Annotated in this window: 16 protein-coding genes and 1 pseudogene; 6 read left to right on the top strand and 11 right to left on the bottom strand. The window is 68.8% G+C overall.

The annotated features are described in order from the left end of the window. On the bottom strand, positions 1 to 862 hold an 862-nt coding region (locus tag O7595_RS33515), incomplete at its 3' end, for an IS630 family transposase (RefSeq protein WP_443071883.1). 40 nt (positions 863 to 902) lie between these two features. Here O7595_RS33515 and O7595_RS33510 point away from each other — a divergent pair. From O7595_RS33510 to O7595_RS34030, 3 genes and pseudogenes are all read left to right on the top strand, one after another. Continuing rightward, positions 903 to 1,154 (top strand): annotated as a pseudogene (locus O7595_RS33510) (IS3 family transposase); the annotation flags it as partial. Between the two features lie 178 nt (positions 1,155 to 1,332). Further along, the gene (locus O7595_RS34035) at positions 1,333 to 1,536 is read left to right on the top strand and encodes a hypothetical protein (RefSeq protein WP_443071879.1); all 204 of its coding nucleotides are present in this window, start codon (positions 1,333 to 1,335) and stop codon (positions 1,534 to 1,536) included. Between the two features lie 39 nt (positions 1,537 to 1,575). Continuing rightward, the gene (locus O7595_RS34030; RefSeq protein WP_443071623.1) at positions 1,576 to 1,782 is read left to right on the top strand and encodes a helicase associated domain-containing protein; all 207 of its coding nucleotides are present in this window, start codon (positions 1,576 to 1,578) and stop codon (positions 1,780 to 1,782) included. A 119-nt stretch (positions 1,783 to 1,901) separates the two neighbouring features. Here O7595_RS34030 and O7595_RS33500 read toward each other — a convergent pair whose 3' ends face one another. After that, a complete protein-coding gene (locus O7595_RS33500; protein WP_269729164.1) occupies positions 1,902 to 4,046 on the bottom strand; it encodes an FG-GAP-like repeat-containing protein in 2,145 nt (714 codons plus the stop codon). An 88-nt stretch (positions 4,047 to 4,134) separates the two neighbouring features. Beyond that, complete coding sequence (locus tag O7595_RS33495) at positions 4,135 to 4,641, bottom strand: hypothetical protein (protein WP_269729165.1); 507 nt, start codon at positions 4,639 to 4,641, stop codon at positions 4,135 to 4,137. Between the two features lie 342 nt (positions 4,642 to 4,983). On the opposite strand from O7595_RS33495, the gene O7595_RS33490 reads away from it, so the two are divergent. The 3 genes from O7595_RS33490 (at position 4,984) to O7595_RS33480 (ending at position 9,293) form a co-directional block, all read left to right on the top strand. Further along, positions 4,984 to 8,514, top strand: a complete 3,531-nt coding sequence (locus tag O7595_RS33490) for an ALF repeat-containing protein (RefSeq protein WP_269729166.1) — start codon at positions 4,984 to 4,986, stop codon at positions 8,512 to 8,514. Next, positions 8,511 to 8,858, top strand: coding sequence for a hypothetical protein (locus tag O7595_RS33485; protein WP_269729167.1), 348 nt, complete (start codon positions 8,511 to 8,513; stop codon positions 8,856 to 8,858). The genes O7595_RS33490 and O7595_RS33485 overlap by 4 nt, the downstream gene beginning before the upstream one ends. A gap of 282 nt (positions 8,859 to 9,140) precedes the next feature. Further along, entirely contained in the window at positions 9,141 to 9,293 is a 153-nt protein-coding gene (locus O7595_RS33480) for a hypothetical protein (RefSeq protein WP_269729168.1), read from the top strand. Between the two features lie 348 nt (positions 9,294 to 9,641). On the opposite strand, the gene O7595_RS33475 is transcribed toward O7595_RS33480, so the two are convergent. The 8 genes from O7595_RS33475 to O7595_RS33440 all read right to left on the bottom strand — a co-directional run bounded on the left by O7595_RS33475 (position 9,642) and on the right by O7595_RS33440 (position 19,544). Further along, positions 9,642 to 11,150 (bottom strand): tyrosine-type recombinase/integrase, encoded by a 1,509-nt coding sequence (locus tag O7595_RS33475; RefSeq protein ID WP_269732491.1) that lies wholly within the window; start codon positions 11,148 to 11,150, stop codon positions 9,642 to 9,644. A gap of 834 nt (positions 11,151 to 11,984) precedes the next feature. Beyond that, a complete protein-coding gene (locus O7595_RS33470) occupies positions 11,985 to 13,466 on the bottom strand; it encodes an ATP-binding protein (RefSeq protein WP_269732492.1) in 1,482 nt (493 codons plus the stop codon). Between the two features lie 2 nt (positions 13,467 to 13,468). After that, positions 13,469 to 14,323, bottom strand: a complete 855-nt coding sequence (locus tag O7595_RS33465; protein WP_269729153.1) for a bifunctional DNA primase/polymerase — start codon at positions 14,321 to 14,323, stop codon at positions 13,469 to 13,471. A gap of 88 nt (positions 14,324 to 14,411) precedes the next feature. Continuing rightward, positions 14,412 to 14,921, bottom strand: a complete 510-nt coding sequence (locus O7595_RS33460; RefSeq protein ID WP_269729154.1) for a hypothetical protein — start codon at positions 14,919 to 14,921, stop codon at positions 14,412 to 14,414. 12 nt (positions 14,922 to 14,933) lie between these two features. Beyond that, complete coding sequence (locus O7595_RS33455) at positions 14,934 to 15,437, bottom strand: hypothetical protein (protein WP_269729155.1); 504 nt, start codon at positions 15,435 to 15,437, stop codon at positions 14,934 to 14,936. A gap of 21 nt (positions 15,438 to 15,458) precedes the next feature. Then, positions 15,459 to 15,650 carry a hypothetical protein gene (locus tag O7595_RS33450; RefSeq protein WP_269729156.1) on the bottom strand — a complete coding sequence of 64 codons (192 nt, stop codon included), beginning with the start codon at positions 15,648 to 15,650 and terminating at the stop codon, positions 15,459 to 15,461. Between the two features lie 212 nt (positions 15,651 to 15,862). Further along, positions 15,863 to 17,971 (bottom strand): FtsK/SpoIIIE domain-containing protein, encoded by a 2,109-nt coding sequence (locus O7595_RS33445; protein ID WP_269729157.1) that lies wholly within the window; start codon positions 17,969 to 17,971, stop codon positions 15,863 to 15,865. Between the two features lies 1 nt (position 17,972). Further along, entirely contained in the window at positions 17,973 to 19,544 is a 1,572-nt protein-coding gene (locus tag O7595_RS33440; protein ID WP_269729158.1) for a hypothetical protein, read from the bottom strand. Between the last annotated feature and the right edge of the window lie 197 nt (positions 19,545 to 19,741).

Genomic DNA, 19,741 nt, shown 5'->3' with positions numbered 1-19,741 from the left:
CGCTCGCCGAGCAGAAGCCCGGATTCATGCCCCGGTGAGGATCTGCTCGGTGCGGCAGGGGACTGCCGCACCGAGCCTCAAGAACACAGGCCGCCAGTCGGCACGGCAGGGCCTTGTGGTCGAAGTGGCCGGCGAGCCGGTCCAGGAAGCGGCACATCACTTCGGCGGTGAAGGACTCGGTGAAGACCATGAAGTGCATCCGGCCCTTGGTGCTGATCGCCGACATCGCGTTCACGGAGAACCGGTTCCCGCTCCGCCGCACGACGGGCGTCTTCCCCTTCTCACCCCAGGTGCGGCCGGTGACCTGGTCGGATCGGATGCCGACCTGGTCGGCGAAGAGGATCTCGCCGCCGTCTTTCTTCGCCTGCACGCGGATCTTCGGCCAGGTCTCTTCATGCCAGCGCCGGACGGCCTCGGGGTCCTGCTCGACGGCCCGCTTGTCCGGGCGCTGGAAGGACAGCCCCCACCGCTTCAGGTACTTGCCCACCCCCACCTCGGTCAGCCGCACCCGGTACAGCTTCGCGATCAGCTCGCCCACCAGCCGCCGTGTCCACAGCTGACCGGAAAGCCCCACGTCACAGGGCCGGTGGTCCAGGACCGCCTGCCGCACCGCGGCCTGCTCGGCCTCCCCGAGCACCTGGTGCACACCGACCGGCTTACCCCGAGGACGCATGACCAGGGCCTCCCGACCACCGGCCTGCCACTTCGCCCACCAGCCGTCGACCGCCTTCAGCGACACCCCGAACACCGCCGCCACGTCCTCGCGGTCCCGCCCCGCCATCAGAGCGGCCACCGCCCGCAGCCGCAGGGCCTCCTGCGCCGACGGCGACAGATGCCGCGCGTCCCCCACCAGATCGCTCACACCCACCCAACGACCCAGAACCCAAACCGTTTCTGATCAATACTACTGGCGTCGTACGGCCGCGGACCGGGCCGCCCGGCAGGCGGCCGACGCCCGGCTCGCCGCCCGGATACGAGCCGTGCACCGTGAGTCGGACGGCACCTACGGAGTCCCGAGGATCACCGCCGAGCTCCGCGAGGACGGCTGGCGCGTCAATCACAAGCGGATCGCGCGCGTGATGCGGACCATGGGCTTGGCGGGCGTGCGGCTGCGTCGCAGGCACCGCACCACGATCGCGAACCCGTCCGCGGCGAAGGCCCAATCGGTGGATGCGGCGGTATTGCTGGCGCAGATGGTGACCCGCGCGCAGAACTCGAACAGCGCCAGGCCGAAGGGCTGCCGGCGGAGTCCTGGTCCGGCGCGCTGTCGCCGGAGCGGCGGGAGCAGCTGGAGGAGATCGACCCGTCCTGGTGCCCGGCCTGGCCAGTCGAATGGCAGCGGGCCTTCCACTCACGAGGCAGCACCTGGAGGAGGTCGGCGGTGAACTGCCCACCGAGCCGGGCATCGTCGTACACCGGGGCGAGGACCTCGGACGGTGGGTGCGGGCGCAGCGCCTCGGCTGGAACAAGCTCACGGCGGTGCAGCAGTGGATGTGCGAGCAGGTCCTCGGGATCGAGCCCGCAGCCGAGGCCTAGAAGCCGCCGCCGCGCCGCACGCAGGCCGACAGATGGGCCATGAACTATGAGGCGGCCAAGCAGTTCTACGAGCGTGAGAGGCACCTTCAGGTCCCGAGGAAGCACGTCGAGCGGATCGTCGGCGAGGACCAGGAGAAGCGGGAGCACAAGCTGGGGGCCTGGATCGGGAATCAGCGCAGCCGGGCGGCGACGCTGACGCCGGAGCGGGTGGGGCTGCTGTCCGCCATCGACATGCGCTGGACATAGCCCCGTACGAACGAGCAGCGGCGCCGGGCCAGGGGTCTGTCCGGCCTCGTCCAGGCCTGGCCGCGAGTGTGGGGTGTCCGGCCGCGTTGATCGGCTGGGCACCCCACACTGAAAAATGGCTAGTTGCCGGTGTGGTAGGTGTTGACGAGCTTGGTGGAGGCGTAGACCCAGGCGCCGGGGTTGGACGCCCAGCCGGCCTGGCCACCGTTGAAGAGGGCGTCGGGCCGGGCGGTCCAGGTCCACATTTTCACGACGTCGTCCGTCTGGTGGTTCATGATGGCGAGGTCGTCGCGGCCGTCGCCGTTGTAGTCGCCGGTCGTCATCTGCAGGCGCTTGACGTCCAGGCCGCCGGCGCTGTTGAGGGTGAGCGTGGCGGAGCCGAACTTGTTCTGGCCGTCGACCTTCTCGAACAGCATGGTGCTGGTCTTGTCGCTGCCGTCGGCGTAGTCGTACCAGATCAGGGTGTCGTCGTGGCCGTCGCCGTTGAAGTCGCCGGCCTGCGGGATGGCCTGATCCCACTTGAGGGCGGCGGTGTTCCACCACGTCGTGGGGCTGGCGAAGGTACCGCCCGGCTGGGTGGTGAAGACGTAGGTCTTCATCCCGTTGCCGCCCTGGTCGTAGTACACGCCCAGCTCTTCGCGGCCGTCGCCGTTGAAGTCGCCGGTGACGAACTTCGTGCTGCTGCGCAGCCAGGTGCCGGCGGGTGCGGACCAGGAGGCGACGGGGGCGTTGAAGGTGCCGTTGGTCTTGGTGGTGAAGGTGTGCAGCTTGGTGGTGCCGTCGGCTCCGGCGTACCAGACGGCCATGTCGTCGCGGCCGTCGCCGTCGAAGTCACCGGCCTGCGGGGTCATGTAGCTGTAGTGGAACGGACCGCCTGCGGGGGAGCTCCAGGCCTGGACGGGGGTGGCGAAACCGCCGTCGGTCTTGCCGAGGGCGACGAAGGCCTTTACGCTGGCGTCGCTGTAGCCGCGCAGCATGGCCATGTCGCTGCGGCCGTCGCCGTTGAAGTCGCCGGAGACGAACTTCATGTACCTCGCATCCCACTCGCCCACGGGGGCGGCGTAGGACTTGTACGGTGCGCTGAGTGTGCCGTTGTCGCCCTTGCCGAAGAAGGTGTAGGTGGCGTCCGAGCCGGCGGTGAAGTCGTACCAGGCGCCGATGTCGCTGCGGCCGTCGCCGTTGATGTCGTTGCGGACGACGGTGTTGCTGGACCACAGAGACTGGTTCTGGGTGTTGTAGACGACCAGGTTGCCGCGGTCGGTCAGGACTGCCTGGCCGCCGGCGGCGGCCGTCTTGGACTCCCAGAGAGTCGTCGTGTCGGCGGCGCTGCGGACGATCAGGTTGCCGCTGGCGTCGAAGCGGGCGGTGGCACCCGGGTTGCCCGCGGTGGCGGTGGACCACAGGGTCTTGCCGGCGTTGGACGCGATGACCAGGTCACCGTCGGTCTGCATGGTAAGGCGGGCGCTGGCGGAGACGAGGCTGTCACCGGGCAGCAGCTGCTGGCCGGCGGTCAGGGTCGAGCCGAGCTTGATGTTGTCCGCACGCGCGGCGATGGCGTCGGTGCGGGTCTCGGCCGCGTCCTGGCCGAAGCATCCGCCCTGCCACGAGTGGCTGCTGACGGCGACGAGCTCGGGCTTCCCGTTGTTGTTGCGCAGGAGCGGGGCTCCGGTGTCGCCCATGCAGATGACGTCGCTCGCGGTCTTGCCCGCGACATTCACGTCCGTGTCGCTGACTGTATTGACGGTGAACGAGCCCGTGTGGAGCTTGAGGGGTGCCCATTCAGTCTTGGTGCGGCCGTATCCGGCGACCGTCAGGGTGTCTGCGCCGGCGGCCGGGGTGGTGGCCATGGCGACAGGGGTGATGCCGGTTGCCGGAGTCGCGAGGCGGGCCATGACCAGGTCGCGGCCGGCGCGGGGCACGAGGTCGACGATCTCGCTGACGTGGCCGCCGGTGGTGGCGGACAGGTCGCTGCGGCCGATGGTGGCGATGGTCTTCTCGGCGGGCTTGCCGGGCGCGAGCTCAGTGTCACTGGTGGTGAAGCACGAGGCGGCGGTCAGGACCCAGCGGGCGTCGACGAGTGCGCCGGTGCAGGCGCGCCTGCTGTCTTCGTCACCGATCTCGATCTTCGCGGTGAACGCGTAGACGTTGTCGGCGGCGGGGGTGCCGGTGACGGCCTGGGCGCCGGTGCCGGTGAGGACACTGGAGACGACGGCTGCGGCGAGCAGGGTGCTCGTCAGCGTGGCGCGCGGGCGAATGTTGGACACGTTGATTTTTTTCCCTGGGTGTTCAGTGGTGCGCAGGCCGGTTCACGGCTGCTGGGCGCAAAAGGTGATGGTGCGAGCAGGGCCGGGGTCAGCCGGTGACGCGCAGTTCGACGAGGACGGAGCGCAGTCCGATGTCGCCTGCCTCGCCGACGGGCTGGTACTCGTTGGCCGGCACGTCGACGACGGTCTCCTCGCCCTCGGCTGTGAGGGTGGCCTCGACGGGGTGGTCCTCGGTCCACACGCCGTAGGCGTCGGGCAGCTCCAGCGTGAGGTAGCCGGTCTTCGCGGTGGCGTTGAAGCAGTAGCCCGCGTTGTCGAGGCGGGACTCGATCTTGATGTTCCACGCCTGCGAGCACTGGACCAGTGTGATGTGCCCGTCGCCGCGCTTCAGGGTGATGCCGCGCTCCTGGAGGATCTTGTCGGCCCCCGGGTAGTTGAAGTCTTCGACCGCCGACGGCATCTCCGTGGCAACTGCCGCGGTGGCCGCGGTCTGCGGCGCCGCCTGGGCAGTGGTCAGGCCCGCCGTTCCCAGGCATGCGGCTACGGCACCAGCAGTGCCGAACAGGAGTGCCTTGCGGGCACGCGAAATCGCCATGGCTTCCCTCACAGTGAAGATGAACAGATCGGAGCCCCCTCCGATCCGCTGAAGTAAAGCACATGTAATGTTCCTGTGAACGCGCCCCCAACTCGCCGCCCACCAGGGGGCAAGGAAGCGGCGGACCCGTGTATGTGGGTTGGGTGTTCCCGCGCGTTTGCTTTGGCAGCCACCCAGGCTTCGCTGCGTTCTCTTCGAAGCGGACATATCCGCCTTGCATGGATGTTGGCGGCGATGTGCCGGGTGTGTTCGGCATGGAGGAAAAGCCAGGTGAAACACTTCTCACGCTCCATATGGGCGGGGCGGAAGCGCAGAGACCGACTCAGAGAGCGCACGAGGGCCGTGGCCGCGCGCAGCACATGCGCCACGGTGCTGTCCGCCGCAATGCTAACGGGGTTGCTGGGAACAGCGCCCGCGTTTGCCGCCGAGGGCGACGAGGCCGGCGTGCCGGTCTTGTCGCATCGGGAACTGGCAGTCGACTCCTGGATATACGGCGGTGTGGGTGTCAAGGAGGCTGCCGAACGGGCGCTTCTTGGCACCGATGAGGACGTCCAGGAGTTCCTCGAGGGCAAGGGCGCCCTGCAGCTTGCCGATGACCGTGTGGATGCCAGCCGTGTTCTCAATGCGGGTGGCCCGGCGGTACGTGAGGCGGCCAAGACTGCCCTCCAGTCCGGTAAGCCGGAGGCGCTGCAGGCGTTTCTGAAGGACGGCTGGAAGGCGCCGCACCAGCAGGACCAGCGGGTCGAGGTCTCGCGGGTCGTCAACCTGGGCGGCATCGGGGTGCAGGACGCCGGCAAGGCGGCTCTGAACGGCACGCCCGGGGAGGTCGAGAAGTTTCTGAAGTCGGGCCAGTTCACCGCGCGTGAGGCGGACGACCGCGTCCAGCTCTCGAAGATCATCAACACCGGCGGGCCCAATGTGAAGGCGGCGGGCAAGCTCGCGCTGCAGGGCACCTACGACGACATCGTCGAGTTCCTCGAGGTGGGCCAGTTCGTGGCCCGCAACCGTGACCAGGAACACGCCACCATCGCCCAACTGACCGAGCAGGCCAAGCAGTCCGGCAAGCTGGCCGAGGACGCGACCAAGTCCGCCCAGGAAGCGTCCGCGCGGGCGATTGCGGCCGCCGAGCTTGCCAAGCAGGCCGCGGCCAAGGCAGCGTCGGAAACCGCGGCGGCCAAGGACGACGCCACGCGCGCCGCCGTCAAGTCCAAGCAGGCCGCCGCCGCCGCCCGGGCCGCAGCCGATGCGGCGCAGACGGCCATCGGCGCGGCCAATGCCGCCAACCGCTCCGCGAGGATCGCCGCACTGGCCGCAGCCCAGACCGCGAACGCGGCCGCGGCCGCCGCGGATGCCGCCAACCGCGCCTACAACGCAGCCATCGCCGCGGGCAAGGACAAGGACCAGGCCGCCAACGCGACCGCCCAGGCCAAGGCCGCCCGCACGGCAGCGAACCTGGCTACCCAGTCCGGCATCGCCGCCCAGCAGGCCAGCGCTGCCTCCCTGGCCGCCGCTACCGCGGCCGCCGCGTCCAGGAGCGCGAGCGGTAACGCGAACCTCGCCGCCGACGCCGCCGACGAGGCCGCCGGCCATGCGGATGCCGCCGGGGCGTCCTCGGCCGAGGCCCGGGCCGCCGCGGCGGAGACCCGCCGGCACGCCAACGAGGCCAACCGGGCCGCCACGGCTGCGGAGACCCTGGCCCGCAAGTCCGCCACCGCTGCCCTGGAGGCGCGCGACGCCGCGAACTCGGCAGCCGCGCACGCCAACAACGCGGCCGCCGCCGCCGAGGAAGCCGCCGCACACGCCGGGGAGGCCGCCGACCAGGCCGCGGAGGCCACCAAGCAGGCCAACGCTGCGAAGGTCGCCGCCGAGGCAGCGAGCGATGCCGTGGAGACCGCGCAGGAGACCTTCGACATCGCCCGGGAGACCGAGGCGGAAGAACTCGCCACCCGCACCGCTGCAGGCATCGAACACGCCAAGTCCCGAAAGTCCATCGCAGAGACCTTCACCACCGAGGTCTCCGGCACCGTGGTGGAGGGCCAGGCGATCGAGGACGACACCCGCGCACTGGCCGCCGAGGCCGCTCAGCCCGGTGCCGACGTTACGGCCATTGCCGCCAAGGGCCGCAAGGTGGCGCTGCGTGCGCTGAAGCACTTCGGCTCCTGGCGCCAGGAAGCCGCCGTCCGGGCCCTGTCCGGCAGTGACGAGGACGTGCTGGAGTACCTGCGTACCGGATGGCAGCAGGCCCAGCAGGACGAGACTCGCCAGCAGGTCGCCGACGTCGCATCCAACAGCCCCTACGCCTCCGTCCGCACCGCAGCCACCCAGGCACTCGCGGGCACCGATCAGCAAATCGCCGACTTCTACAGCACCGGCCAGTACCAGGCCGGACTCGCCGACTACCGCGTGCTCGTCTCGCAGATCCACAACACCGGCGAAACGGGAATCAAGGAGAAGGCCGAGGCTGCCCTCGCCGACGGCAGCGCCCAGGCACTGCTCGCCTTCATCAACAGCGGCCAGTACACCGCGCGCAACGCCGACGAACGAGTAGCCGCCAGCCAGCTGGTCAACACCGGCGGCCCGGAGGTGAAGGCCGCCGCCACGATCGCCCTGACCGGACCGGCCGACCAACTGCACCAGTTCGTCGAGAACGGCCAGTACATGGCCGAACGCAAGGACAACCTGGCCGACACCCACATCGCCCAGGTCCAGCGCCTCATCGCCGAAGGCCAGTACATCGCGGCCAAGGCCCAGGAGAACCGATGGCTCGCCGCCAAAGCCGCAGCCGACGCCAGGCAAGCCTCCGGCGAAGCACAAGCAGCCGCCGCCGAAGCACAAAACCAAGCCACCCGCGCTAGCGGGTACGCCGCCGACGCCGACAAGGCCGCCGACAGCGCCGAAACCAGCGCCGCCCAAGCCAAGCAGTCCGCCACCACCGCCCGCAACGCCGCCAACAGGGCCGAACAAGACGCAATCGCCGCCGAGGAATCCGCCGCCCAGGCAGAATTCTCCGCCCGCTACGCACGCTCCTCTGCAGTCATGGCCGATGAGGCGGCGACCGACGCACGCGAATCCGCGTTGGCCGCAGGCAAGAGCGCCGAGGAAGCAAAGAGCCTCGCGAAGCAGGCCTGGGCGGACGTAGTCAAGAAGCGCGAGGCCGAAGAGGCTGCAGCGCGCCGCGCGGCGGAAGAAGCACGCAAGCAGCAACGCGAAGCAGAGAGCAAGCCACCCTGCTATCTCCACCCCACCAGAGACACCCTCCCCCTCTGCGCACTCGCCGGACAGCCCCTCGAAACCCCTCCGATCGATCCCGTTCTCAAGGAGATCGTCTGGAGCGCCACCGGCCTCAACGACGCCAAGGACTGCTTCAAGGACCCCGGCCTCAGCAAATGCGCCATGTTCGCCATGGCCTTCCTTCCCGTCGGCAAAGCCAAGGGCCTAAAGAACGCATTGGAAACGGTCGAGGATGCGGCACAGGCATCACGACTCCGGACCTTCCCCGGCGCCATCGCCGACGCCAAGCATCTGGACGAAATGGCAGCAAACGGCATCAAGTTCAACAGAGCAGAAGTGATCGCTACCGCGCGGACTGCTGATGGCCGCATCGTATTCCTTGAAATGGGGAACTCGAAGGCTGGCCTCCGGCACGTAATGAAACACGGCGATGAGTTCACCAGAGCCGGCATCTCCGATGACGAGATCCCGTCCTTCGTTGTCAAGGCCGTCAGCGAAGGAAAGATCGTCGGCCATCAAGGAAGCGGCACGGGTCGGCCGATCTATGAGGTGGTTTACAATGGAAAGAATCATAAGGTGGCTGTAACCACCGGCAGTAATGGGTTCATCGTGGGCGCGAACATGAGGGGTTCGGGATCGTGAGCAAAGAGACAGAGTCGAGCGATATCCGGGTTATGGCGGACTACGGATGCCATCCCCTCTGGCTCACACGCGAAAACGACAATGTGTCGCCGACGGATCCTCAATTGGGGCTAACACCCATTCTGGCTGAACGGCTAAGCGAGTGGGCTCAAGAATTTGACAGAATTCTTTGCCTGGATGATCCGGCTTCGTCCGGATTCCCTTCCCCGGAAGCCGAGGCCAATTTCGCCGAGAGTGGAGAGAGGTTGGCGCGAAAACTGGCTCAGGAATTGGGCCCCAGCTGGAAGGTTGGCTATTTCGATCTCAGGATCGATGCCGACCGTGAAATTCCTTACATGCTCTAGCTAGGGACCGATCTGGTTGCCTGTCGCGTGGGCGACAGGCAACCGCAACACGTCATTGAAGATTCCAGGCGGCTTGGCCTCAAGCGATACCATGCGAAGCATTAGGAAGGCCAGCAGTGCCTGACAGCGACCTGCACAAAGAAGAACTCGACTATCTGATCCGATACGCTCACATGGCGCCGGTCTATTTTTTCCCCGCTTCGCGACGCAGCGGAGAAGATCGCAGGCAAGCGCAGTAGCGAGAGCGAGATTCAACAAACCACCCTGAATCTGATCAGCGACATGATCGACCAGGGGGTCAAAGTCGGAGACATGAGCCCGAAGGATGGCGATGGAGTCATCCCTTGGAATGTTCCGAAGAATGACGCACTGCGTCGCGTAGCGGACGAGATGCGACAACACCAGGACCCGGTCGACTTCATCGACATCTGCTAGTTCAGCGCCATCTGAGTTCCCGCGCACGCTATAATAGCCTCCGAGACTCCGGCTCACGCTCCTTGGAGAATTCCTGGAGATGATCTTGCGATTGGGCCCCTGAGGGGCCAACGGAGACCGACGCGGCCCAACGCTCTGATCTACACATTTGACATGCAACACAGGTGAGCGATCTTCCAGGACCTGATTCGGGACGAAGAGGTCGTGGGTTCAAATCCCGCCACCCCGACAGAGAAACACCAGGTCAGGCTCGGTGCTGAGAGATCAGCACCGAGCCTGACTTGTTTCTCAGGGGCTCTCTGGAGAAATCCTGGAGAAGATCTTGGAATCTTTCTCCAGACCAGCTCCCTACCGGCGAGCCTTCAGTAGCGCGTCGAGGACAGCAACGGGCGAGCCGGGGCTCATCGCCCGGCGCGCGTCCAGCGCTTCCTCCCACATCCCGGTGAGCGCAGTCATCAGCGTCTGCCGCATCCCGGACGTGATGTGGTCATAGCGGGACTGCACGGAACCGTCCTCGTGGCCCATGCGTTCGTCCATGAGCTTCGGCGGGGTCCCCACTTCTCTCATGAGGGTCTTGTGCGTATGGCGCAGCCCGTGCGGTGTCAGCCCCGGAGCGATCGGCACCCAGCACGCCTCAGCCCTCTTGGAGGCTCCTCGCCCGCGTGCCGGAATCCCGGGCCAAGGCTCAGCGACCACGGGCACCGGGTGCTCCTGCTGATTACCGCGCCCGGGGTACCGTCCGGTGACGGCTGGCTGGAAGAGCCAGGTGGCGAATCCGGAGCGTCGCCAATGTGCAGCCAACTCCCCCGATCCCGCGTTCCGGACGTACCCGAGATCGGTAATGGCCTCCAGAACCTTCAGCCGGGTCGGCTCCGCCACAGCGTCCGGGCGATTGAGGACGTTGGAAACGGTGCCGGACGAGACGCCGGCACGGCGAGCGACGTCGGTCAGCTTCGCTCCCGGACGGGTCGTAGCGCCGTTTGCGGTGCCGTGACTGCGGAAGACGTAGGCCAGTCCGTGGCACTCACACGGCTTCGGTTTCGTCCGGGCAATGTGGTCGGCAAGAAGCGAGGCGAGGAAATCCGGAGCGTCGATGTCCCGGTAGGAGTCGTCCTTGGGCGGGCAACGATGCAGTTCACCGGTATCCAGCTCGTAGAGCTGCCACTCCACGCGAAGACTCTTCGGCCGGACGAACTCGGCCTCAAGGCCCACGACTTCACCCCAGCGCATGCCTGTGTAGCCCTTGACCATGCAGCCAACGAACTCGTCGTCGCGGCCGGACAGCAGCGCCATCCGCTCCGCGAGCAGCAGAATGCCGAGAGCCGTCGTAACCGCCTTCTCCGGGCCACGGTTGCGTGAGCGACCAGCGCGCTTTCCGCGTCCGCGCCGCTTGGTTGCCGGGTTGGAATCGCGCAGCCCCTCGTCAACAGCATCGGCAAGGATCAGGTGCAGCGTCGCCCGCCATGTCTTGACGCTGGTAGCCGCATAGGGAACGGCGCGCTCGCGCTTCTCCCAAGCGGCAATGTCGGTACTCAGGATGTCCGCGATGGCGAAGTCCTCGAATGCGGGGAGTAGATGCTCTTCGATGTGCCGCCGGTAGTTCTGCATGGTGGACGCCGCCAAGTCCTGCGCGGCATACCAGCGGCTCACGTAGGTACCGAAGGTGATCCGCTCCGGAGGCACCTTCTTCGTCCCCGCCAGCAACTTCGCCTCTTCGGCATCCGCCGCCTTCTTCGCGGCTGCCTTGGTCCGGAAGCGGATGGCATCACCATCCGCATCGCGGACCGTTCCATACTTGCCAGGCGCGAGCTTGTACCGGCCGCGCCAGTAGCCGCCGAGATTCTCGGCATACCCCAACTTGTTCTCCTCATAGACGGGTGTGCCGCCCGGCTGGACGACCGGGCGGCACACGGAATCAGGCTGCGCTGGACTGCGATTGGCTGTGTCGCGCCCTGCGCGGCGTCCTTGCCTTCAAGGGGGCGACGGCCACCGCCGCCGTAGTAACCGCCCGGCGACGCGGTGCAGGTGCGGCTCGAACAGCGGCGCTATTGGTCTGGGCGGGACGGCTCTCGAAGATGCGCATGATCTCTGCGAAGTGCTCGGCCGTGAACCGGTAGCTGCCGGCGGGCTTCGTGAAGGGGATGCGTCCCCTGCGAGCCTGCTCCTTCACCCACCACTCGGAGCAGCCAAGGGCTTGGGCGACATCCGCAGCGGAGTGGAGCTGAGGCAGGCCAGTGCTCTTCTGACTCACTTTCGCGTCTCCTCTGGAGTTCACTTGGGGGTCTTGTCAGAGCCCGGACCTGTCCGAGGCTCGGATTTCTGCGTCACCGCGTCATCAGCGTCACTTGAGGCTCTGACCTGCGGGTTTGGGTGACTCTGCGGATCGGGTGTGCGTCACCGGTGCGTCATTGGGAGCGTCACCGGGTGACGCAGGTGACGCAGGATGACGCAGAGAAATCCGTCTGCGTCACCGCTGTTGGCGCAGGTCAGGGGCCGTTTTCCGGGCCGGGTGACGCAGGTGACGCAGCGTCTTCCTACTTAGGACAAAGAAGGTGCTGCCTGTAGTACTTGACTGCGCCTTACAAAGCGAAGAAGGAGCCGCTGCGCGGCACGACCTTGGGGCGGCGTTCCGCCGAACAGCAAGAGGAGCACGTGCTCTTCTTGCTGTTCGCTTGAACGTGCGGTCGCGGGTCAGAACGCCCGCGTCTGCTCGTGCGGAAGCAGGGCCGGGGCGACCGTGCGGGTCATTTCGAGGTAGCGGCCCGCCTTGGTGCGGCCCGAGTCGATGAGGACGCCCCGGGCGGCGAGGGTGGGTTGGAGGCGCTTGAGGCGGTCGGAGAGGACTTTGCCGGTGGTGGGCCAGCCCTTGGGCAGGGGACGCGGCTCGTCGCTGCTGTAGAGGGTGCTGAGGAGGTGCAGCCATTCTGTGGAGGTCATCCGCTGCGCCGTTCCCGGGGTGAGGGTGTCGGCGTGCCTGAGGACGATCTGTGCGAGGAGGTCGCCCTCGATGACGTCGTCGTTGAGGTCGTCCAGGCTGGCCCGGTAGGCGGTGAGAGCCCCGAGACCGGTCGCGGCGTCGAGCTGTGCGCACAGGCGCGCGAAGTCCGCCATCCGCAGATCGGTCGGGGTTTCCGCTTCGACGGCTCGGACCTTGACGGTGAGGTCTAGCAGGGAGCCGAGGACGGTGGGTAGGGCTTCCGCGTAGTCGGCCCACAGTTCCGCTTCGGTGCGCCGGACCTTGGGGCGTTCCAGCCGCAGGGGCAGGAGTCGTTCGGCGAGGTCGGGGCGGATGACGCCGACGTCGATGCCTGTGAGGAGCAGGGGGCGGCGGTATCCGATGCGGTATACGTCCCCGTCGGTGAACAGGGCGCGCTTGACGTTCTCGATGCCGGTGACGATGCAGCACATCGCGTCGGAGAGTTCCGGGGTCATGTGGGAGAGGTTGTCCAGGGCGGTCACCCATCCTGCCGCGACCGCTGCGACCAGGTTCTCCTCGTCCTTCGGCGCCCGTCGCAGGTCGCCGCTCATGCCTTCCACGATCCTGATGAGCATGCGGCCTCCGGTGGACTTGCCGGCGCCCTGCGGCCCGGTGAGGAACGGCGCGGGGACCGGTACAGACGGCTCCAGGCAGCCGATGAGCCAGGCGATGGCCAGGCACTCGGTTTCCGCGGTGGCGAAATTGCACAGGCGGAGCAGGAGGTCGATGCCCTTGCCGTTCGTGTCCTTGGCCGGCAGGGGCAGTTCCCCAGTGAGCTGGGTGCGGCGCCAGCACACCTCGCGCGGGTCGGGGACGGCGATGTCCCAGCCGGTGGGGTGGATGCGCACGGACTGCCCGTCGTCGCGGCCCAGGTCCAGCCAAGTCGCCCCGTCAAAGCCCGGGGCGACGCGGATGTTCACGGACTGCACGTCCTCGCTCAGCGCGAGTGCTTCGATCAAGTCCAACGCCTCCTTGAGCGCGGTCCCGTTGAACACGCCGTATCCGTCCTTGAACAGGCCGACCATGAGTTCCTGGCGGTGGCTGCCCGTGGTGCCCTGTGAGCGGATCGGGCGGGCTACGGGGTGGCCTTTCCGCTGCGCGTACACGGTGCCGTCGGGGGTGCGGAAGTACCGGAAGTGCGCCTGCGCGTAGTCGGTGATGACCTCGCGGGCGGGAGTCTTCTCGTCGTCGGCCATGGTCACAGTCCCAACCTGGTGCGGGCGTTGGCCCACGCGTCGGTGCAGTGCCGGACGGTCTCGCCCTTGGCCTGCGCGGCGGCGAACAGCCGGGCGATGTGCGTCTCGGTGAGGCAGCCGCACCGGCCGTGCGTGGACAGCACGGCCAGGAACGTCCGGTACACGGTCGCGTGCACCGCCTCCCGGGCCTCGGTGATGCGCTGCTCGGCCATGGCGATGCCACGCTCCAGGAACGCAGGCGTGCGATGGCGGCACTCCCCGCCCCCGGTAGGCGCGGGCACGGCGAAGGGAACCGGCCGGACTGCGGTGGGCGCCTTCACGGTCAGCGTTCGCACGGCGTCCGGGAGCTCCGTCATGGTGCCGCTGCCGGGACCGAGCCACCGGGCGTAGGCCATCGTGGACTTGATATCCACGCCACGCCGCACGCCGTTGGCGGAGGTCGTAGCCCCGCGGTAGAGCCAGTGCTCGCCGCGGGTGGTCGGCACGGTCCGAGTCGTGGGCAGATTCTCGCGGGCCCACTCGATGGCGTCGGCGTTGTCCAGGTCCACGACGGTGAGGCCGGCACCGCCGGGGTGGTAGGCGACTGTGCTCGCGGCGAGCCAGGCGTGGCGCCAGGGGCCGGAACGGATGACGTCCGGGTCGGTGGTCGCGGCGGCCCATGCGTGGCAGGGCGCGGGGCAGGTGCAGGGTCCGGGGGTCTTCATGTTCGGCCGCCCGCCACAGGCGTTGTCCGCGCAGCGACGGCAGTTGCCGAACGGGGCCTTCCCTGCCCGTAACGGCATGGCGGGCACGCCGGAGGCTGCCAGGGAAAGCGCGGTGCGCAGGTGCTCTCCCCGAATGTCGGTCGGTTGGGTCATGCTGGATGTCTCCAGTTCTGTGATCTGGGCTGGTTGGCAAGGGCGGCCCCGCTTTCATTGGCGTGAGATGGGGCCGCCCTTGGCGTAGCTAGTACTGGTCGCGGGCGTCGCAGGAGTCGCAGTCGCAGTCGTCGTCGTGGGGGCAGTCGCAGCCGCAGGGGTGTCCGGTGCCGATGCAGGAGCACTGGCACATGCCCTCACCGCACGGCTCCTCGTCCGGCCCGTTCTCGGGACCGCTGTAGGTGAGCGGGCTGACGGCGCTGTGCGCGAGATCCAGGCACTGGGCGAGACCATGGGCCTGTTCCATGGCCGTGATCAGGAAGTCCTGGACGTTGGCGACGTGCCGAGCCGGGTCCTGGCCATCGGCGGATCCCAGGTGTCCGAGGGTGGTCAGGACATCGAGCGCGGTGCCGATCTGCTCGATGGCCTGCGGGAGCCGCTGAGCCAGGACCTTCAGCGCCGCGATCGCGTCGTAGGCCTCTGCCGGGTACGTCAGGCCCGGTGTCCCGGGACGAGGGAGGGTGCGGTGGTTGAACTCGCGGATGGCTTCGGCTGCCTTGCGGGTGAGCTGGGCGGGTTCGACGGTGGTGGCGGTCATGCTGCCTCCTGGCTAGTGGTGCAGGTGGGTGTGGGAGCGGGCGAAGGTGCCCCGGGTGTGGGTGGTGACGTGGGTGTTCTTGGTGACCGGCCCGGTGTAGACCGCGTGGGAGATGCTGCGCTTGGCGCGGGAGAACGCGGCGCCGATGGAGAGTGCGGCGAAGGCGATGCCGGTGAGGAGGACGCCCATGCAGATGACGCCGGTGACGCTCATGGAGGCGAATCCCTTCAGCACGAGCCAGACGCCGCAGCCGATGCCGGTGGTGCCGGCGCCGATGCCGATGGAGGCGACCGCGGTTCCGGCGGCCCAGGCGGGCACGATCCGGCGTTCGTCCTGCCAGACCGGCACCGCGTCCCCGACCGTCGGCGGCTCGGTCGTGTCGCGGTAGGACGTCGGTGTGGGCGCCGGGGGCGGTGTGGGGCGGTAGATGTCGTTGATGATGCGGCGGGCTTCGGCGTTGGCCTCGGCGTCGCTCATGCGCGGCCACCAGTCGGCCGGGGTGTTGGTCTCGCTCACAGCACGTGCCTCCCGTCGGGGTCAGGTGATGTTGGATGCGGCGTTGAGGAGGGCCTGTATGGCGGTGCGGATGGCGGTGGAGGCTCCGGTGTCGGCGGTGAAGAACCCGAAGAGGAACACCGCGAGCGCGGCGGCGGGGCCGACGTGACGGGTGCGGATGAGGACGAAGGTGAGGAGCCCGAAGAGGGCGACGGCGGACAGGGTGACGATCACGAGCGGGCCTCCCGGGAACGGCCGGCGGGCAGCTCCCTGGGGTGGGTGCTGCCCGCCGATGGCTTGTCGTCTGACTTGTCGTGTGGCTTGTCGCTTGTCTTGTCGTCTTGCTTGTCTTGTCGCTTGTCGCCTCGCAGGTCACAAGCCGTTTCCGACCCCCACGACACCCCAAGGACAGGTGTTCGTGTGGGGCGGGCGGCAAGCGACAAGCGCTACTCGCCCGAGGGCGGCCCGGGGGTGTGATCGCGGTGGACATAGCGGGCTTTGGTGCCCTCCCCGACCCTCACCGCGGTGCCGTCGTCGGCCCACGCCTTGAGCCATCCCACGACCGTCTGCCGGGTCGTGCCGTACTCGTCCGCAAGCGCGCGGGCGATCGCTGACGCCCCCGTGCCGTCCGGCCCGGCCGCGAGGAGCGCGGCGAGCGCGGCCCGCTGCGCGGGACTGTCCTCCGGCTCCTTGCGCAGCGCCGACAGGTTCAGCCCCGAGGATGCGGGCGGCGGCGCGTCCGGGTCGGGGGCAGTGGCGAACTGGGCGTCGATCTCCTCACGGAACCGGCGCAGCAGGTCATCGTCCCCGCCCGCCTTCCCGGCCCGGTCCGTGCGGTGGGCGGACAGGCTCAGCCCATCCCCAGGCGGGGACTGCTCGATGCCGGTCCCGTCCGGGGTGAGGTCGCGCATCCACGCGGTCCGCTCCGCGTCCCACCGCCGCGCATAGTCGGGGCCGGCGGCATTCGCGGACACCGCGTCCAGACGCGGATGCCGGTCGGACGTGGCGATGGTGATGTCGCGGATCTGGCTCGGCTTGATCCGCCACGCCTTGAACAACGCGCCCGGGGATTCGGGGGTGCCCATGAACCCGGCGCCCTTGAACGGCGCCTGATCCACCCCCAGCCCCCGGCGGCCAGGGAACATCTTGGACAGGTCCATGCCCTCGGTCTCCCCACCGGTCAGCGCGACCCTCACTTTGGCCTCGCGGCGAATCATCAGGTTGCCCAGCACGCTGCCGGTCGCCCCGAGCGCGGTGATGATCGTGCGGCCGCCCATGGAGCGGTGCATGCGGATGAACTCCAAGATCCGCTTGGCGAGTTCCTTCATCCGCCGGTCCGTGGAGACGAGGATCTCCGCGCCCTCGTCGATGACCAGCATGATCTGCGGAATCTTCGCGCTCACCGGCAACAGGTCGGTGTCGTGCTTGGCCAGCAGCTCCTGGTAGGCGCGCTTGCGGTGCAGGCCGATGGCGATCGCCGCGTCCAGCAGCTTCAGCGCCTCCTCGTACGTGCCGGCGAGCCAGTCCACGCCGGGCCGGACCGGATTCCCGTCCGCCTGCTTCAGCTCGCCTGCGAGGGCGGGGCGTACCCAGGGCAGGCCGGCGGATCCGGCGTTCAGGTCGATCACCCAGGTGAGGACGTCTTCGGCGCGGGCGAGTCCGGCCAGGATCGTGTGGAGCATGTTCGTCTTGCCCGATCCTGTCGGCCCGACGACCAGTGCGCACTGTTCTCGCAGGTAGGCGAGTACGTCATCGCCGTTGGTGCGGAAACCCCAGGGGATGCCGGTCAGGATCGACAGCGGCGTGTAATCCGTGGGGTACTCGCGTGGTTCGGCGAGGACGTTGCGGGTGGTGACGTCCACGATCGCCCGGCCCTGGTGGGCGCCGGGGCCGACCGCGGCGGTGCAGCCGTGCGGCAGTTTCGCATCGGCGGACAGGGCCGCGGCGTGCTGGGCGATGCGGTCGTAGGTGGTGCCGCCCTGCGGTTCGAGATCGAGGGAGTAGCCGTTGCCGGTCTCCCACATCTCCACCGCCAGCACGCGCACGGTGATGTTGCAGATCCGGCGGATCCGCTCCACCCACTCGGCAGCGATCTGACGCCGATCCGCAGTCATCTCCTCCGCGATCTGGCGCCGCTCGGCGGCCAGGGCCTCCTCCTCGCGCGCTTCCTCGTAGAGGGCGACGGAGCGGGCGCCGGCACCCATGCCGACACCGATCGTGGCCAGCGAACCGAGCGCGGCCCAGGACAGGGGGCCGGTGGCCATGGCCCAGGTAGTCCACCCGGCACCGACCAGCCACGATGCGGCCTTGAACGCCAGGGTGCGGCCCGCGTTGCGGACCTTCAGCCCGGCCACGGTGTGACCGAGGGCGCCGGCACCTCCCACAGCCATGGCCCACATAGGGGGCATGCCGGTGGCGGCGCCGGTGGTGGCGATGGCCAGGGCTCCGGTGGTCGCGGACAAGGCGCCGGTCACGGGTCCGTGACCGGCACTCCAGTCCAGCACCGGGCCACTGTCCGCCTGCTTCCTCTTCTTCGCGGCAGTGGTGGCCTTCATGTCAGACGTTCCAGCCCTTCTCGGCTTCCGGGCCGTTGCGGGGGTCCTCGTGGCGGGCGATGTCCTGCTCGTGGGCCTGGCGGAACAGCGGCCCCATGTCCTCCGCGACCGCGACCGCGGACATCAGGGCGCCAAAGATGTCGTTGAACCCGTCCGCGACTTCCTTCTCCAGCGGGAACTCGGAGTCGGCGCGCTCCGCGAGGGTCTTCATCACGTTCGCGACGCTGGTCAGCGCGGCGGGGAGGCTCTCGACCATGGCCAGGATCTCCATGGCGTCCTCGGGGTCGTAGGACTGGGCGGCCTGCTCCATCTCGGCTGCGTGCTCTTCGAACTGGAACCCGGACACGTGCTCTCCTTCACTGGTCAATGACGTGTGATCGGTGCTGTTCGGGACAGGCCCGGCCGGGCGCTCCACCCGCTCCCCGAGCCCGTCCGTGACGTCCTTGGCGGCTTCCTGCTCTGCCGCGTCCTCCGCGCTGGCCTGTTCCTCGCGTATCGCCGTATCGCGCTCGGCACGCTCCTCGCGGGCCGCGCCGGTCAGCCGCCGGTAGAGGCGCCGGCCGGGGTGGACCAGCCAGGACAGGCCCAACCTCCGGCCCAACGGGCTCGCCAGGAACCCGAGGAGACCGACCGGGAGCGCGAGGAGCGCGGCCAAGGCGCGGCGCCCATGGAACCGGGCCGCGGAACGGCGCAGAGCCTTCCGAGCGGCCTGCCGAGCAGGCGCCTTACGCACGTTCGAACGCCCGGCGGACACCTTCCGCGCGGTGGCCGCATCCCGGCGCGCCCGCTGCTTCGCAATCGCGGCCTGCTTCACCGCACGCGCCTTTCGGCCCGCACCCCCGAGCATCCGGCCCGCCACACCACCCGCCCCCGCCCGCGCCTTGCCGCCACCGGGCTTGTTCGCGCTGGGCTTCGGGGTGTTGCGGCGAGCGTCGGCCACCGCGCGCCTAGCCGCGGACGTCTGCTCCCGCTTCTGCGCCCGGGAGCCCCCGGCCTGCTTCTGCGCCTTCCGCAGCGCCCTGACCTGCCCCGCCTTGGACAGCGCACGCGCCGCAACGCCGGCGGGCTTGTTCACAGAGGCCGGAGCGCGGTGCTGGCCCGCCCCGGACCGGCCCTGACCAGCCCCACGCCGCTTCTGGCCGGGGACCTTGCCCGATCCGCCAGCTGTGCGGCCGCCGGCGGAACTGGCCTTCCTACCCGTGGTGTTGAGGCCGCCGGAGTGGTGGCGTGCGGCGTGCTGGCGGGCTGCGGTACGCGCGGCCGCCCGGCGGGCGGCCTGCTTCGGACGCGGGTTGCGGCTGCGGTAGGAGGCGAGGGTGCCGACCACGACGATGCCCGTTGCGGCGACCGCCGCGGCGATCGGCCCGCCGGCCAGACCGGCCGCCGCGATCGTGGAGACCGTCGCGTTCGCCCCCGACAGGGCCAGCGGGGCGACCGGCCAACCACCCGGAGCGTCCTCTACCTGGCCGTTCTTCTGCTCATCCGCCTTCCCCACAGCCTGTGCAGGAGACGGGGCAGACGGGGTGTCGGTGGCGGCCGGGGCCACTACCGCTTCCGTACTGGTGTCGGTCATGCTGAGAGCACTCCTTCCGGAGTGAGAAGCAGGACCCGAACGCACCGGTCCAAGGGATACGTTCGGGTCCTGCGCTTATGTGGGGAATGCGCTGTTCAGAGACAGGTGTCAGGCGGCGCTCTGTTCCTCGGGGCCGGCACAGGCGCCGCACATGCCCAGCGAGGACGGAACGACGTAGCCGACGTCGCGCCGGCACT

It is taken from the genome of Streptomyces sp. WMMC940, from assembly GCF_027460265.1.
Lineage (GTDB): Bacteria > Actinomycetota > Actinomycetes > Streptomycetales > Streptomycetaceae > Streptomyces.
The sequence above is the reverse complement of the archived record's forward strand: the minus strand, read 5'-3'. Positions and strand labels throughout refer to the sequence as shown.